The organism is Streptomyces sp. NPDC089919 (assembly GCF_040684615.1).
Taxonomy (GTDB): Bacteria; Actinomycetota; Actinomycetes; order Streptomycetales; family Streptomycetaceae; genus Streptomyces.
Window position 1 is genome coordinate 1 of the sequence record NZ_JBFBGK010000154.1, and the last position, 14,240, is coordinate 14,240.

The window sequence follows — 14,240 nt, forward strand, 5'->3', positions numbered from 1 at the left end:
CGGGGGGGCCGGCGGGGCCGGGGGGGCCGGCCGGGGGCCGGGGGGGGGGCGCCCCCCGGGGGGGGGGGCGCGCCGGCCGCGTCGGGGTACCGGAGCTCAGCGCGCGGGCGCCTCCGAGGCGGCGGCCGCCCGGCCGTCCCCGGTCCCGGCCGCCCACGAGGCCAGCATCCGCAGCGCGTCCGCCGAGGCCGAACCGGGCTCGGCGTGGAAGGTCACCAGGCACTGCTCGGGGCTGTCCGGCAGCAGCAGCGTCTCGAAGGCCAGGTGCAGCTCCCCGGCCAGCGGGTGGTGCAGGGACTTGCGGCCGTGCGCCTTGTCCGCGACCGTGTGGGCCGCCCACAGCTGCCGGAACTCCTCGTTCTTCACGGACAGTTCGCCCACCAGCGCGGAGAGCCGCGGGTCGTCCGGGTGCCGGCCCGCGTACAGCCGCAGCCCGCTGACCATCTCGCAGGCCCGGCACTGCCAGTCCGCGTACAGGTCCCGGGCCGCCGGGTCCAGGAAGACCAGCCGCGCCAGGTTCCGCTCCTCGGCCGGCAGCGCGCCGAAGTCCCCGAAGACGGCGGCGGCCATCGGGTTCCAGGCCAGCACGTCCAGCCGGCGCCCCAGCACGTACGCCGGTACGCCCTCCATGGCGCCCAGCAGCCCCAGCAGCTCGGGCCGCACCTGCTCGGGCCGGTTGACGTACCGGCGGCGCCGGGCCCGGGGGCGGGCCAGGTCGGCCAGGTGGGAGCGCTCGGTGGCGTCCAGCCGCAGCGCCCCGGCGATGGCCTCCAGGATCTCCGCCGAGACGTTCTGGCCGTGGCCCTGTTCGAGGCGGGTGTAGTACGCGAGGGAGACGCCGGCCAGCTGCGCCAGCTCCTCGCGGCGCAGCCCCGGGACCCGCCGGTGCCGCCCGTACTCCGGCAGGCCCACGTCCTGCGGCTTGAGCCGGGCGCGGCGGGAGCGCAGGAACTCACTCAGGTCGGGGCGCTGGTCCATGCCGCCAGTATCGGTGCCGGCCGGCCGGTGAGCCTGACCCCGCCAGGGATAGGACCAGCGGTCCTAGGCTGCGCAGGGCCCTGGGTGTCCCGCGCGATCCGCGGCATCGTGGGCAGCGAACACCGCGCAACCCCCTCATCTGGAGACGCACATGTCCAGCACCCCGGCCACCTCCGCCCGCGCCACCCGGGTCGCCGCCTACGCGGCCCCCGCGCCGAAGGCGCCCCTGGAGCGCATCACCGTGCCGCGCCGCCCGGTCGGCGAGCACGACGTCCTGATCGAGATCAAGTACGCCGGCATCTGCCACTCCGACATCCACCAGGTCCGCGACGGCTGGGGCGAGGGCAGCTACCCGATGGTGCCGGGCCACGAGATCGCGGGCGTGGTGACCGAGGCCGGGTCCGGGGTCACGAAGTACGCGGTCGGCGACCGGGTCGGGGTGGGCTGCTTCGTCGACTCCTGCCGCGAGTGCGAGGCCTGCCTGGCGGGCCAGGAGCAGCACTGCACGGCCGGCGCGACCTTCACGTACAACAGCACCGACCGGCACGGCGACAGCACCTACGGCGGGTACTCCACGCACATCGTGGTGGACGAGAACTACGCCGTCCGCATCCCCGACGCCCTCGCCCTGGACGTGGCCGCGCCGCTGCTGTGCGCCGGCATCACCCTCTACTCGCCGCTGGTGCACTGGAAGGCCGGGCCGGGCAAGAAGGTCGCGATCGTCGGGCTGGGCGGCCTCGGGCACATGGGCGTCAAGATCGCCGCCGCGCTGGGTGCCGAGGTGACCGTCCTGTCGCAGTCGCTGCGCAAGCGCGAGGACGGCCTCCGGCTCGGCGCCGCGCACTACTACGCCACCGCCGACGAGGCGACCTTCACGGAGCTGGCCGGCCGCTTCGACCTGATCGTCTCCACCGTCTCGGCCCCGCTGCCGCTGGACAAGTACCTGGGGCTGCTGAAGCTCGACGGCGCGCTGGTGAACGTGGGCGCACCGGAGGAGCCGGTCTCCCTCAACCTCTTCTCCGTCATCAACGGTCGCAAGACCCTGGCCGGTTCGATGATCGGCGGCATCGCGGAGACCCAGGAGATGCTGGACTTCTGCGCGGCGCACGGCCTGGGCGCGGACATCGAGACGATCCGCGCGGACGAGGTCAACGAGGCCTACGAGCGCGTCCTCGCCAGCGACGTCCGCTACCGCTTCGTCATCGACGCCGCCACGATCTGAGGCGGGCCGTCGCGGGGCGGGCGGCTCAGCCTTCGGCCGGGGCCACGCCGATCGGGCAGGACAGGCCGGTGCCGCCGATGCCGCAGTAGCCGTCGACGTTCTTGTCGAGGTACTGCTGGTGGTACGGCTCGGCCGGCCAGAAGGGGCGCTCGGCGGCCGGCAGCACGGCCGTGGTGATCTCGCCGTAGCCGCCGCCGGTGAGGACGGACTGGTAGGCGGTGCGGGAGGCCTCGGCGGTGGCCTGCTGGTCGGCGGAGTGGGTGTAGACGGCGGAGCGGTACTGGGTGCCGACGTCATTGCCCTGGCGGAAGCCCTGGGTGGGGTTGTGCGCCTCCCAGAAGACCTTCAGCAGGGTGGCGTACGAGACCTGCGCGGGGTCGTAGACGACCCGGACGACCTCGGTGTGGCCGGTCAGGCCCGAGCAGACCTCGTCGTAGGACGGGTTCTCGGTGTAGCCGCCCTGGTAGCCGACCAGGGTGGTCCAGACGCCGGGCGTCTGCCAGAACTTGCGCTCCGCGCCCCAGAAGCAGCCGAGGCCGAAGTCCGCGACCTCCAGGCCTTCGGGGTAGGGGCCGGCGAGCGGGTTGCCGAGGACGGTGTGGCGGGCGGGCAGGTCGAACTCCGGCACGGCGCGGCCCTTGAGGGCCTGCTCCGGGGTGGGCAGCTCGGGGGTACGGCGGCCGAACAGCATGGGACTGACTCCTTGCGCGAGCGGGCGGCTGTGTCGTCAACGTCCGGCCGGCCCTCCCGATTCCCCCGCCCGCCCGGGCGGCCTCAGTGGGCCAGGGTCGCCGGGCTGCCGCCGTTGGCCTCGTAGCCCGCGACCGCCAGCGCCCGGTACAGGGCGTACTCGGCCGCCGGGTCCGCGCTGTGCGACCAGGGCAGGGCGCCGACGTAGCCGTCGACGTGCCGCAGCTGGTCCATGGCCTCGGCCCACCGCTCGCCGCGCACCAGGAACAGCACGAGCAGGTGCCGGACGTGCGCCAGCATCGGGTCGTCCGGCCGGGCCGAGTGCACCGCGTACAGCGCGCCCTCCATGGCCCGGGAGACCACCGCGCTGCCGTAGAAGTCCTGGACCAGGGTGATCTCCGGCAGGTGCTCGAAGACCCCGAACAGGGGCAGCGCCGCCAGCAGCGAGCCCCGGGGCGCCCGGGCCGCCGCCGCGTGCGTGAAGGCGTCGGCCTGGGCGGGCGAGCCGTGCCACTTCTCGCACCAGTAGTGCAGGGCGGCCAGATGGGCGCCCATGTGCTGCGGGGCGCGGTCGATGACCTTGGCCCACAGGGCGTCGAACTCCGCCTCAGGGTAGGCCAGTCCACGGGCCACCGCCAGCTCCGTGATGTACGGGACCGGGTCGGCCGGGGCCAGCCGCGCGGCCTCGGCGCAGGCGGTGCGGGCCTCCTCCAGGATGATCCGGTGGTCCTCCGCGCCGACCCCGCCGGAGGCCCGCCAGGCCTGCTGCACCAGGAACTCGGCGTGCACCTGCGCGCCGCCCGCGTCCTCGGGCGCCGCCAGCCGCCAGGACCGCAGCCAGGACCCGCCGGCCCCGGGCCGCTGGGCCAGCTCCAGCGAGGCGGCGCCGGCGAAGGCCTGGATCCGCTGCCAGCGGACCTCGCCCGCCTCGGGGGTGCCGGCCAGCAACTGGGAGGCGGCCTTCCACTCCTGGGTCGCCTGCACCACGTCCAGTACGTCCATCAGGTCCCGGTCGGGGCCCGGCACCCGGACGTCCAGCTCCTCCTGGCGTACGAAGCCGTAGTCCGCCGGGTCGGCCGCGTCGGGCGCGCCCGGCGAGACCAGCCGGATGCCACCGCCGCCGCGCCGCCTGAGATAGGGGACGAGGACGGCGGCGAGCATGCCCACCGCGATCAGGAACCAGAGAATCTCCATGGCTCCAGCGTTCCACACCCGGCGCGCAAACCCGCCGGGCGGCCCCGGCCCCGCGCGGCCGCGGCGGCCCGGCCCGATTTACCGGAAGGCGTTCCGCGGCCGTTCGCCGGTCCTTTGCTGAGCCGAGCACGTGAATATGGGAAAACATCCGTTCGCCCCGGACGGCAGCATCGTTTCCGCTCTTGATTTCCCTTTAGCATCTCCCGCGCAGGCCCTCCCCCCGGCCTGACCCACCCGAAGGAGAAACGCGCATGCGCATGCGGAGTGCTGTCACGATCGCCCTGGGCGCCCTCGTTCTGTCCGCCGTACTGCCGGGCACGGCGTCCGCGGATACGGAAAGCTTCAATTACTACATTCCCGGTTCTCCGAACTCCGTGGTGCAGATCGAAAACCCCGACGGCACCACCTGCTACGCACTCGACGAGCTCGCCGAGAACGAGTCCCCGGTAAAGCTGCACAACGCGACTGCGACGACCGCAATTGTCTACGAGTCCGCGAATTGCTCGGGGGATTCCTTCGAACTCGCCCCCGGTGAGGAGCGCGCCGAGGAGGGCATGCCCGCGATGTCGGTGGCCTTCGCCGACCGCCAGGCCGCGCCGGCCGACGACCAGCAGGCCGCGCCGGCCGAGGAGGCCGGCCCCGACCAGCCGATGGACGAGGACGAGGACGCGGCCCTGGAGGACGAGCAGGCCGGCCCGCAGCGGGTGGCCGGCGACGAGCACCCGCACGGCATCGACCGGGCCGCGATCGTGGAGGACTTCCTGCACGCCTGGGGCTAGCCCGCGGGGCCGGTCCGTTCAACCGGCTGACGCCGGGCGGACCCGTTCAACCGACCGAGCCGGGCGGCCGCGTGACACGCGTGCGGCCGCTTAGGCTCTGACCATGAGCCACGAGCAGCAGAGCTTCGAGACCCGCGCGATCCACGCGGGCAACACGGCGGACCCGCTGACCGGCGCGGTCGTGCCCCCGATCTACCAGGTCTCCACTTACAAGCAGGACGGCGTCGGCGGTCTGCGCGGCGGTTACGAGTACAGCCGCAGCGGCAACCCCACCCGTACCGCCCTGGAGGAGAACCTCGCGGCGCTGGAGGGCGGCACCCGCGGCCTCGCCTTCGCCTCCGGCCTGGCCGCGGAGGACTGCCTCCTGCGCACCCTGCTGGCCCCCGGCGACCACGTGGTCATCCCCAACGACGCCTACGGCGGCACCTTCCGCCTGTTCGCCAAGGTCGTCTCGCGCTGGGGCGTCGAGTGGTCCGTCGCGGACACCTCCGACCCGGCGGCCGTCCGGGCCGCGATGACCGACCGCACCAAGGCGATCTGGGTCGAGACCCCCTCCAACCCGCTCCTGGGCATCACCGACATCGCCGCGGTCGCGGACGTCGCGCGCACCGCCGGCGCGAAGCTGGTCGTCGACAACACCTTCGCGAGCCCCTACCTCCAGCAGCCGCTGGCGCTGGGCGCGGACGTGGTGGTCCACTCCCTCACCAAGTACATGGGCGGCCACTCGGACGTGGTCGGCGGCGCGCTGGTGACCGCGGACGCCGCGCTCGGCGAGGAGCTGGCCTACCACCAGAACGCCATGGGCGCGGTGGCCGGTCCCTTCGACTCGTGGATCGTGCTGCGCGGCATCAAGACGCTGGCGGTCCGGATGGACCGGCACAGCGAGAACGCCACCCGCGTCGCGGACATGCTCACCCGCCACCCGAAGGTCACCAAGGTCCTCTACCCGGGCCTGCCCGAGCACCCGGGCCACGAGGTCGCGGCCAAGCAGATGAAGTCCTTCGGCGGCATGATCTCCTTCCTCGTCGCGGGCGGCGAGGAGGCGGCGGTGGAGGTCTGCAACCGCACGCAGCTCTTCACGCTGGGCGAGTCCCTGGGCGGCGTCGAGTCGCTGATCGAGCACCCGGGCCGGATGACCCACGCCTCGGTGGTCGGCTCGGCCCTGGAGGTCCCGGGCGACCTGGTCCGCCTCTCCGTCGGCATCGAGAACGTCGACGACCTGCTCGCCGACCTGAAGCAGGCGCTGGGCTAGTCGTCCCCGCGGACGGGCCCCCGCCCGGTCCGTCCGTACCGGCCACGGCCGCCGCTCCCCGCATCCCGGGGGCGGCGGCCGTCGTCGTCACCAGCCTTCGAGGGGCGGGGCGACGGTCGAGGGCGGGGTGACCCAGGGGCGGGTCAGCGAGGCCCAGACGGTGAAGGCGACGGCGGCGGCCAGCAGGAGGGTCCAGCCGGCCCGGCGCAGGGCCTGGCGGCGGCGCAGCAGCCGGGCGCCGCGGGCCGCGGCGGTGGGGGCGAGGTCCGCGGGCACGACGGGGTGCGGGCCCTCCAGCAGCCGGCGGACCTCCAGTTCCTTGCGGTCGGGCAGGCTCATCAGGCGGCTCCGGCGGCGGGCGGCGCCGCGGCCCCGGCGGCCGGGCGGTCCCCGGCCGGCGGGCGGGAGCGCAGGGCGGAGCCGGCGCGGGCGGTGAGGGCCCGGACCCGCTCGGGGGGCAGGCCCAGGAGGGCCGCTGTCTGCTCCTCCGGGATGCCCTCGTAGACCCGCAGCGTGATCACCAGGCGTTCCTGCGGGGAGAGCCGGGAGAGCACCCCGCCGCGCCCGCGGTGGTACCGCCAGGAGCCCCGGGCGAAGGCCAGGGCCAGCTCGGCGCGGGTGCGGTCGTACGGGTCGTCGCCGCGGGCCCGCTCCCAGCCGGCGAAGGTCCGGGCCAGGGCGTCGGCCAGCAGCCGCCGGGCGGCCGGGTTGGCACCGTGCGGCTCCGCCGTCAGCAGGGTCGCGACATGCAGCAGCCGGCCGCCCGCACCGGCCACGAACGCCTCGAACTCCCGGGCCCGGCGCTGTCGATGGCCGGCCGACCGTCCTGTCACCACACTTCATATGAGGCCAGTACGCCCGCCCAGGTCAAGAGGCGCGGAGCGGGTCGGGACGGCCCGGGACGACCGGCCGGCCGGAAGCTCCGGGACCGCTTGACCGGCCGTCCCGGGCCGGGCGGCCGGAAGCTCCGCGACCGCTCGACCCGCGGTCCGGGGTCAGGAGGCCGGGCCGCCCTCGCCCGGTGCGCCCATGCGCTCCGACAGCGAGAGGTTGAAGCGGGTGAGCAGGGAGGTGAAGGTCTCCCGCTCGTCCTCGCTCCACCCCTCCGTGACCTGCGACATCAGCGCGCGCCGGGAGGAGCGCACCTCCTCCAACCGGGCCAGCCCGCGCGGCGAGAGGGCGAGCACCACGGCCCGGCCGTCCTCGGGGTGCGAGGTCCGCTTGACCAGCCCGGTCTCCACCAGCGGGGCGACCTGGCGGGTCACCGTCGAGGAGTCGATGCCCATCCCCGCGGCCAGCGCCTTCACGCCCATCGGGCCTTCCTGGTCCAGCCGGTTGAGCAGCAGGTAGGCGGCCCGGTCCATGGAGTTGCGGGCCTGGCCGACCCCGCCGAGCCGGGTCTGCTCCGCGCGCCGGGCGAAGAGGGCGACCTGGTGCTGGAGGTCGTCGAGGAGGCCGGCTGCGGCCTCGGCCGGCAGGTCGGAATGGGCCGGGGCAGGGGACATGGACTGGGGCTCTCTTCATGCGGGGGCCGACAGGATGGGGGACAGAGTACGCGGCCCGCGCACGCCCCGTACGGGCCCTGGGCAAACCTGTGCGGAGCCGTCGCCCGGCGGGCGGAAGGGCGCCCGGGCCCGGGCGCGCGGGTGCGCGCACTGCGAGACTTGCGGCATGAACTACCGCCTGCCCGCCCCCTTCCCGCCGGTGATCCTCGACGACGTCCGGGGGGCCCAGAAGATGCTCGCGGGGGTCGCGCGGACGACTCCCATGGAGGGCAGCCGGCACCTGTCCGCCCTGGTCGGCTCGCCGGTGCACCTCAAGTGCGAGAACCTTCAGCGCACCGGCTCCTTCAAGCTGCGCGGCGCGTACGTGCGGATCTCCGGCCTGTCCCCGGTGGAGAAGGCGGCCGGGGTGGTGGCCGCCAGCGCCGGCAACCACGCGCAGGGGGTGGCGCTGGCCTCCTCGCTGCTCGGGGTCCGCGCCACGGTCTTCATGCCGGTGGGGGCGCCGCTGCCGAAGGTGGCCGCCACCCGCGAGTACGGCGCCGAGGTCCGGCTGCACGGGCAGGTGGTCGACGAGACCCTGGCCGCGGCCCAGGAGTACGCGGACCGCACCGGCGCGGTCTTCATCCACCCCTTCGACCACCGGGACGTCATCGCCGGCCAGGGCACGGTCGGCCTGGAGATCCTGGAGCAGTGCCCGGAGGTGCGGACCATCCTGGTGGGCGTGGGCGGCGGGGGACTGGCCGCCGGGGTGGCGGTCGCGGTCAAGGCGCTGCGCCCGGACGTGCGGGTGGTGGGCGTGCAGGCCGCGGGCGCGGCGGCGTACCCGCCCTCGCTGGCGGTGGGGCACCCGGTGTCGGTGGACGAGCCGGTGACCATGGCGGACGGCATCAAGGTGGGCCGGCCCGGGGACGTGCCCTTCGAGATCGTCCGGGACCTGGTCGACGAGGTGCGGACGGTCTCGGAGGACGCGCTGTCCAGCGCGCTGCTGCTCTGCCTGGAGCGGGCGAAGCTGGTGGTGGAGCCGGCCGGGGCCAGCCCGGTCGCGGCGCTGCTCAGCGAGCCGGAGCACTACCAGGGGCCGGTGGTGGCGGTGCTCTCCGGCGGCAACGTCGACCCGCTGCTGCTCCAGCGGATCCTGCGGCACGGCATGGCGGCGGCCGGGCGCTACCTGTCGCTGCGGGTGCGGGTGGCCGACCGGCCCGGGGCGCTGGCCGGTCTGCTGGGGGTGTTGTCAGTGGTGGATGCGAACGTACTGGACGTGAGCCATCTGCGGACCGACCCGCGGCTGGGCCTCACGGAGGTGGAGGTCGAGCTGCACCTGGAGACCAAGGGCCCGGAGCACTGCACGGCGGTCGCGGCGGCGCTGCGGGAGGCGGGGTACCCGGTCCTGGCCTGAGGCCCGGCCGCCGGCCCCGCCGCGAAGTGCGCGGAAGTCGTGCGGAGTCCGCCCCTGACGCGATACAACGCAATACGCTGAACCGCCGACCGGGCGGGCAGCATCCGGCGACCATAGGATTTGCACAGGAAACACCCGATTCGCACTGGGAGAATCCATATGCCAGGCGCCATCTACGCCGAAGGACTGGTGAAGACCTTCGGCGATGTACGGGCACTGGACGGGGTGGACCTCGACGTACCCGAGGGCACCGTCCTGGGCCTCCTCGGCCCCAACGGCGCGGGGAAGACCACCACCGTGCGCGTACTGACCACCCTCCTCAGGCCGGACAGCGGCCGGGCGGTCGTCGCCGGGATCGACGTCCTCAAGCACCCCAACGAAGTCCGCCGCTCCATCGGCCTCTCCGGCCAGTTCGCCGCCGTCGACGAGTACCTGACCGGCCGGGAGAACCTCCAGATGGTCGGCCGGCTCTACCAGATGGGCGCCAAGCCCGCGAAGGCCCGGGCCGCGGAGCTGCTGGAGCGGTTCGGCCTCGCCGACGCGGCCGACCGCACCGCCAAGACCTACTCCGGCGGCATGCGCCGCCGGCTCGACCTGGCCGCCGCGCTGGTGGTCCGGCCGCCGGTGATGTTCATGGACGAGCCCACCACCGGCCTGGACCCGCGCAACCGGCAGGCCCTGTGGGACGTCATCGAGGAACTGGTCGCGGGCGGCACCACCCTGCTGCTCACCACCCAGTACCTGGAGGAGGCCGACCGGCTCGCCCACGACATCTGCGTGGTCGACCAGGGCAAGGTCATCGCCCGGGGCACCGCCGACCAGCTCAAGGCCCAGACCGGCGGCGAGCGGGTCGAGGTGGTGGTCCACGAGCGCGAGCACATCACCGACGCCCGCACGGTCCTGGCCGCCTTCGGCAAGGGCGAGACCACCGTCGAGGAGCACACCCGCAAGCTGACCGTCCCGGTCACCGGCGGCGCGAAGCTGCTCGCCGAGGTCATCCGCGAGCTGGACGCCCGCGGCATCGAGATCGACGACATCGGCCTGCGCCGGCCCACCCTCGACGACGTCTTCATCTCCCTGACCGGCCACGCCGCCGAGCTGGCCGCGGAGGGCGAGGACGGCGCGGGCGCCGAGGCCGGCAAGGGGCGCAAGTCCCGGAAGGAGGCCGCCAAGTGAGCGCCACCACCGAAGCCGTGCCGCAGCTCGCCCCGGTGCCCCGGGGCGGGGTGGTCCAGTCGATCAGCGACTCCCTGGTCATCGCCAAGCGCAACCTCATCCGCATGAGCCGGATCCCCGAGATGATCATCTTCGGGGTCATCCAGCCGGTCATGTTCGTCGTGCTGTTCACGTACGTCTTCGGCGGCTCCATCAACATTCCGGGTGCGCCCGTGGGCAGCTCGAGCGCCTACAAGGAATTCCTGATGGCGGGCATCTTCGCCCAGACCGTGACGTTCGCCACTGCCGGGGCGGGCGCGGGCATCGCGGACGACATGCACAAGGGGCTGATCGACCGGTTCCGGTCGCTGCCCATGGCGCGCGGTGCGGTGCTGACCGGCCGCACCCTCGCCGACGTCGTGCAGACGGCGGTGACGCTGGCGGTACTCGCGGTCGTGGCCCTGCTCGTTGGCTGGCGCACGCACGAGAACATCGGCAAGGTGCTGGGCGGTTTCGGCCTGCTCCTGCTGCTCGGTTACGCCTTCACGTGGATCGGCGCGCTGATCGGGTTGTCGGTCCGCACCCCGGAGGCTGCGACCTCGGGCGGCCTGATCTGGCTTTTCCCGCTGACGTTCCTCTCGAACGCGTTCGTCCCGGTCAACGGCATGCCGAGGTTCCTCCAGTACGTCGCCGAGTGGAACCCGTTCAGCGCCACGGTGTCGGCGGCCCGCGAGCTGTTCGGCAACACGATCGACGGCGTCCCGAAGTCGGTGACCGGAGCCTGGCCGATGGAGCACCCGGTGTGGGCCTCGCTGATCTGGTCGGTGCTGATCATCCTCCTCTTCCGCACCCTGGCGGTGCGCAAGTACCGTCGCGCTGACGGCTGACCTCGTTGCGTCGAGGATGAGGCCCCCGGAATGTAGATCTTCCGGGGGCCTCACCAGCGGCAGAGGGATCAGGAGCAGATCGTCTGGTACCTCGGGGATTCGACCGGCCCCCAGAAGACCCGTCCGTTGTAGGTGGCGTAGGCGTACGTCTTGTAGTTCCCGCAGGCGCCCTTGTGGACGGACGTGGTGACGGTTCCCGCGTTGATGGTCTTGCAGGTGCCGCCCAGATTGATGTCGGGGTAGTAAGGATGCATCGCGTGAATCTCGACGCACACCTTCGTTCCCACCGGGTTCGGACCGTTGAGGTTCGCCGAAGCGTAGATCTTGTCCCCGCTGGCCCACGGGTCCTTGATGGACCCGGACGCCATGATCCTGACATCGTCGGCTGTGGCGGTGGTGGTGCCGATGAGCGTCAAAGCGAGCCCGACTCCGCCTGCTGCCGCGAGCTTCCGCAGTCTCAGCACAAGCAACTCCCAATTTCTCTAACTGCGCCTGAATGAGCGCTACTTGGGTGTTCGTCTGCCAAAGTCCCGATCACCGTAACAGAACCCTGCGAATGGTCGACGGATGTCCTCGACGGCGACACCCCGGCAGACGCGGGAGCCCCCGCCGGACGTGTCCGGCGGGGGCTCCTCGCTGCGCTGTGCGGGCCGGTCAGCCGGTGTAGGGCTTGACGTCCAGGATCTTGACCGAGGCCTTCTTGCCGTTCGGCAGTTCGTACTGGGCGTCCTCGCCGATCTTCTTGCCGTCCACGCCGCGGCCCAGCGGGGACTGCGGGGAGTACGTCTCGATGTCGGAGGAGGCGTACTCGCGGGAGGCCAGCAGGAAGGTCATGGTGTCGTCCTCGTCGCCGTCGAAGGCGATGGTGATGACCGTGCCGGGAGCGACCACGCCGGCGGCGGCCGGGGCCTCGCCGACCTTGGCGGACTCGAGCAGCTGCGTCAGCTGGCGCACCCGGAGCTCCTGCTTGCCCTGCTCCTCCTTGGCCGCGTGGTAGCCGCCGTTCTCCCGGAGGTCACCCTCCTCGCGGGCCGCCGCGATCTTCATCGCGATCTCCGTGCGCGCGGGACCAGACAGGTACTCCAGCTCGGCCTTGAGCTGGTCGTAGGCGTCCTGGGTCAGCCAGGTGACGTTGTCGCTCGTCGTGGTCACTGGTGCTCCTCGTAGGTACTGGTTAACAAACCGCCGGCAATGGGCGAAACCACGAGCCTAACAATCGGTGGTGGGTACGGGGAGGACGCCGGGCGTATGAATTACGCCATCGGGCGTCCGGTCCCGGTCCTACCCCCCGACATGCCGGAAGAACCCATTCCGGCGGGCGGTCGCGGGGTCAGCCGGTGGCCGCGGCGGTGGTGCAGCCCACCAGTTCGACCGTGGTGGCCCGGGCGGTGGTCTTCAGGACGACCAGCTCGTCGATCCGGGACTTGTGCTGGTCGAAGACGACGTCCTTGCGGCCGACCTCGTTGTGGTCGCGGTCCTGGGAGGAGAGCGTGCACACGCCCCGCGCCGAGGCGTCCTTGCGGACCTCCAGGTGCACCTCGACCTGCGAGTCCGAGACCTGGTACTTGATCACCTCGGCGCTGACGGTCTGGCCGGCGACGTAGTCGTACCCGATCCAGCCCACCACGCCCAGCAGGCCGACGCCCAGCACCGAGCCGACGATCTTGAGCTTGCGGTCTGCGCGCGCGTCCTGGGTGCGGCCGTAACGGCCCTCCGGCAAGCCCTCGCGCACCGCGCTCATGATCGTTTTCCTTTCTCGGGGCCGTGGAATTTTCCGCCCCCCGATTCGGTCACTATAGAAGTTGCCCGCGCGCGGGCAGACCACCGCCCCGGGCCGTCGTTCCCGGCGGGAAGGTCGGAACATTTCGCTCCGAATCACCGAGGACCGAGTCTTGACTGAGCAGCTTCGACTGATGGCAGTCCACGCCCACCCCGACGACGAGTCGAGCAAGGGCGCGGCCACCATGGCCAAGTACGTCTCCGAGGGGGTGGACGTGCTGGTGGTGACCTGCACCGGCGGTGAGCGCGGCTCCATCCTCAACCCCAAGCTCCAGGGCGACACGTACATCGAGGAGAACATCCACGAGGTCCGCCGCAAGGAGATGGACGAGGCCCGCGAGATCCTGGGCGTCTCCCAGGAATGGCTCGGATACGTCGACTCCGGCCTGCCCGAGGGTGACCCGCTGCCGCCGCTGCCCGAGGGCTGCTTCGCGCTGGAGGACGTCGACGCGGCGGCCGGCCGGCTGGTGGCCAAGATCCGCGCCTTCCGCCCGCAGGTCGTCACGACCTACGACGAGAACGGCGGCTACCCGCACCCCGACCACATCATGACCCACAAGATCTCGATGGTGGCCTTCGAGGGCGCGGCGGACACCGAGAAGTACCCGGAGGCCGAGTTCGGCCCGGCCTTCCAGCCGCAGAAGCTCTACTACAACCAGGGCTTCAACAAGCCGCGGACCGTCGCGCTGCACGAGGGGCTGCTGGCCCGGGGCATGGAGTCGCCGTACGGGGAGTGGCTGGAGCGCTGGAAGGAGTTCGAGCGCAAGGAGCGGACGCTGACCACGCACATCCCGTGCGCCGAGTTCTTCGAGATCCGCGACAAGGCGCTGATCGCGCACGCCACCCAGATCGACCCCGACGGGGGCTGGTTCCGGGTGCCGCTGGAGGTCCAGAAGGAGATCTGGCCCACCGAGGAGTACGAGCTCGCGAAGTCGCTCGTGGACACCACCCTCCCCGAGGACGACCTCTTCGCGGGCATCCGGGACAATGCCTGACATGAGCGCTACTCACGCAGCACTGGTCCAGCTCGTCCCGCTCGCCGGCGACACCTTCGACAAGAACAAGGTGACGCCCGGTCTCCTCGGCTTCATCGTCTTCGCGGCGCTGGCGCTGGGGACGTGGGGCCTGATGAAGTCCATGAGCCGCCACATGGGCCGCGTCGACTTCGAAGAAGCCCCCGACCCCACCACCACCCCCGACCCGAAGCCGGGCCAGTAGCCCGACCCCCTTTCCCGGGCCCGGCATACCTAGCCTCGCCGGCGTTTGAGGCGACCGTCGCGCAGCGGCGGTGCGGCTTGGGCGCAGCCCCGCGTACCAGCCCCGCCGGCGCTTGAGGCGCGGGGTTCGGGGCGGAGCCCCGCTGTCCCCTTACCAGCCTCGCCGGCGTTTGAGGCGCGGGGGAT

17 protein-coding genes are annotated in these 14,240 nt (G+C 72.6%); 8 read left to right on the forward strand and 9 right to left on the reverse strand.

Annotated features, from left to right (window positions below; translation table 11 throughout):
• Positions 1 to 96: 96 nt before the first annotated feature.
• Positions 97 to 978: a helix-turn-helix transcriptional regulator gene (locus tag AB0O40_RS35430; RefSeq protein ID WP_365049950.1), complete on the reverse strand. Its 882-nt coding sequence runs from the start codon at positions 976 to 978 to the stop codon at positions 97 to 99.
• 151 nt (positions 979 to 1,129) lie between these two features.
• Here AB0O40_RS35430 and AB0O40_RS35435 point away from each other — a divergent pair, with 151 nt between their 5' ends.
• Positions 1,130 to 2,200, forward strand: coding sequence for an NAD(P)-dependent alcohol dehydrogenase (locus tag AB0O40_RS35435; RefSeq protein ID WP_365049952.1), 1,071 nt, complete (start codon positions 1,130 to 1,132; stop codon positions 2,198 to 2,200).
• Between the two features lie 25 nt (positions 2,201 to 2,225).
• Here AB0O40_RS35435 and msrA read toward each other — a convergent pair whose 3' ends face one another.
• Together msrA and AB0O40_RS35445 are read right to left on the reverse strand one after the other, a co-directional pair.
• A complete protein-coding gene (gene msrA, locus AB0O40_RS35440; RefSeq protein WP_365049954.1) occupies positions 2,226 to 2,891 on the reverse strand; it encodes a peptide-methionine (S)-S-oxide reductase MsrA in 666 nt (221 codons plus the stop codon).
• A gap of 83 nt (positions 2,892 to 2,974) precedes the next feature.
• Entirely contained in the window at positions 2,975 to 4,084 is a 1,110-nt protein-coding gene (locus AB0O40_RS35445) for a hypothetical protein (protein ID WP_365049956.1), read from the reverse strand.
• Between the two features lie 374 nt (positions 4,085 to 4,458).
• Here AB0O40_RS35445 and AB0O40_RS35450 point away from each other — a divergent pair, with 374 nt between their 5' ends.
• Together AB0O40_RS35450 and AB0O40_RS35455 are read left to right on the forward strand one after the other, a co-directional pair.
• Positions 4,459 to 4,863, forward strand: coding sequence for a hypothetical protein (locus AB0O40_RS35450; protein ID WP_365049958.1), 405 nt, complete (start codon positions 4,459 to 4,461; stop codon positions 4,861 to 4,863).
• A gap of 103 nt (positions 4,864 to 4,966) precedes the next feature.
• Positions 4,967 to 6,115: a cystathionine gamma-synthase gene (locus tag AB0O40_RS35455; RefSeq protein ID WP_365049960.1), complete on the forward strand. Its 1,149-nt coding sequence runs from the start codon at positions 4,967 to 4,969 to the stop codon at positions 6,113 to 6,115.
• Between the two features lie 87 nt (positions 6,116 to 6,202).
• On the opposite strand, the gene AB0O40_RS35460 is transcribed toward AB0O40_RS35455, so the two are convergent.
• The 3 genes from AB0O40_RS35460 to AB0O40_RS35470 all read right to left on the reverse strand — a co-directional run bounded on the left by AB0O40_RS35460 (position 6,203) and on the right by AB0O40_RS35470 (position 7,620).
• Positions 6,203 to 6,454 (reverse strand): hypothetical protein, encoded by a 252-nt coding sequence (locus tag AB0O40_RS35460; RefSeq protein WP_365049962.1) that lies wholly within the window; start codon positions 6,452 to 6,454, stop codon positions 6,203 to 6,205.
• On the reverse strand, positions 6,454 to 6,948 hold the full coding sequence (locus AB0O40_RS35465; RefSeq protein WP_365049964.1) for a sigma factor-like helix-turn-helix DNA-binding protein: 495 nt from the start codon (positions 6,946 to 6,948) through the stop codon (positions 6,454 to 6,456). Before AB0O40_RS35465 ends, AB0O40_RS35460 begins: the two co-directional genes overlap by 1 nt.
• A gap of 162 nt (positions 6,949 to 7,110) precedes the next feature.
• On the reverse strand, positions 7,111 to 7,620 hold the full coding sequence (locus tag AB0O40_RS35470; protein WP_365049966.1) for a MarR family transcriptional regulator: 510 nt from the start codon (positions 7,618 to 7,620) through the stop codon (positions 7,111 to 7,113).
• 166 nt (positions 7,621 to 7,786) lie between these two features.
• Between AB0O40_RS35470 and ilvA the strand changes: the two genes are divergently transcribed.
• From ilvA to AB0O40_RS35485, 3 genes are all read left to right on the forward strand, one after another.
• The gene (gene ilvA / locus AB0O40_RS35475) at positions 7,787 to 9,016 is read left to right on the forward strand and encodes a threonine ammonia-lyase (RefSeq protein WP_365049968.1); all 1,230 of its coding nucleotides are present in this window, start codon (positions 7,787 to 7,789) and stop codon (positions 9,014 to 9,016) included.
• A gap of 159 nt (positions 9,017 to 9,175) precedes the next feature.
• Complete coding sequence (locus AB0O40_RS35480) at positions 9,176 to 10,192, forward strand: ATP-binding cassette domain-containing protein (protein WP_365049970.1); 1,017 nt, start codon at positions 9,176 to 9,178, stop codon at positions 10,190 to 10,192.
• Complete coding sequence (locus AB0O40_RS35485) at positions 10,189 to 11,058, forward strand: ABC transporter permease (protein WP_365049972.1); 870 nt, start codon at positions 10,189 to 10,191, stop codon at positions 11,056 to 11,058. Before AB0O40_RS35480 ends, AB0O40_RS35485 begins: the two co-directional genes overlap by 4 nt.
• A gap of 68 nt (positions 11,059 to 11,126) precedes the next feature.
• On the opposite strand, the gene AB0O40_RS35490 is transcribed toward AB0O40_RS35485, so the two are convergent.
• The 3 genes from AB0O40_RS35490 to AB0O40_RS35500 form a co-directional block, all read right to left on the reverse strand.
• A complete protein-coding gene (locus AB0O40_RS35490) occupies positions 11,127 to 11,426 on the reverse strand; it encodes a hypothetical protein (RefSeq protein WP_365049974.1) in 300 nt (99 codons plus the stop codon).
• Positions 11,427 to 11,712: 286 nt separating this feature from the next.
• The gene (gene greA, locus AB0O40_RS35495; RefSeq protein ID WP_365049976.1) at positions 11,713 to 12,210 is read right to left on the reverse strand and encodes a transcription elongation factor GreA; all 498 of its coding nucleotides are present in this window, start codon (positions 12,208 to 12,210) and stop codon (positions 11,713 to 11,715) included.
• A 178-nt stretch (positions 12,211 to 12,388) separates the two neighbouring features.
• Positions 12,389 to 12,799 carry a DUF4307 domain-containing protein gene (locus AB0O40_RS35500; RefSeq protein WP_365049977.1) on the reverse strand — a complete coding sequence of 137 codons (411 nt, stop codon included), beginning with the start codon at positions 12,797 to 12,799 and terminating at the stop codon, positions 12,389 to 12,391.
• 151 nt (positions 12,800 to 12,950) lie between these two features.
• Between AB0O40_RS35500 and mca the strand changes: the two genes are divergently transcribed.
• Together mca and AB0O40_RS35510 are read left to right on the forward strand one after the other, a co-directional pair.
• A complete protein-coding gene (gene mca / locus AB0O40_RS35505; RefSeq protein WP_365049979.1) occupies positions 12,951 to 13,832 on the forward strand; it encodes a mycothiol conjugate amidase Mca in 882 nt (293 codons plus the stop codon).
• Positions 13,825 to 14,055, forward strand: a complete 231-nt coding sequence (locus AB0O40_RS35510) for a hypothetical protein (protein ID WP_365049981.1) — start codon at positions 13,825 to 13,827, stop codon at positions 14,053 to 14,055. The genes mca and AB0O40_RS35510 overlap by 8 nt, the downstream gene beginning before the upstream one ends.
• Positions 14,056 to 14,240 lie beyond the last annotated feature (185 nt).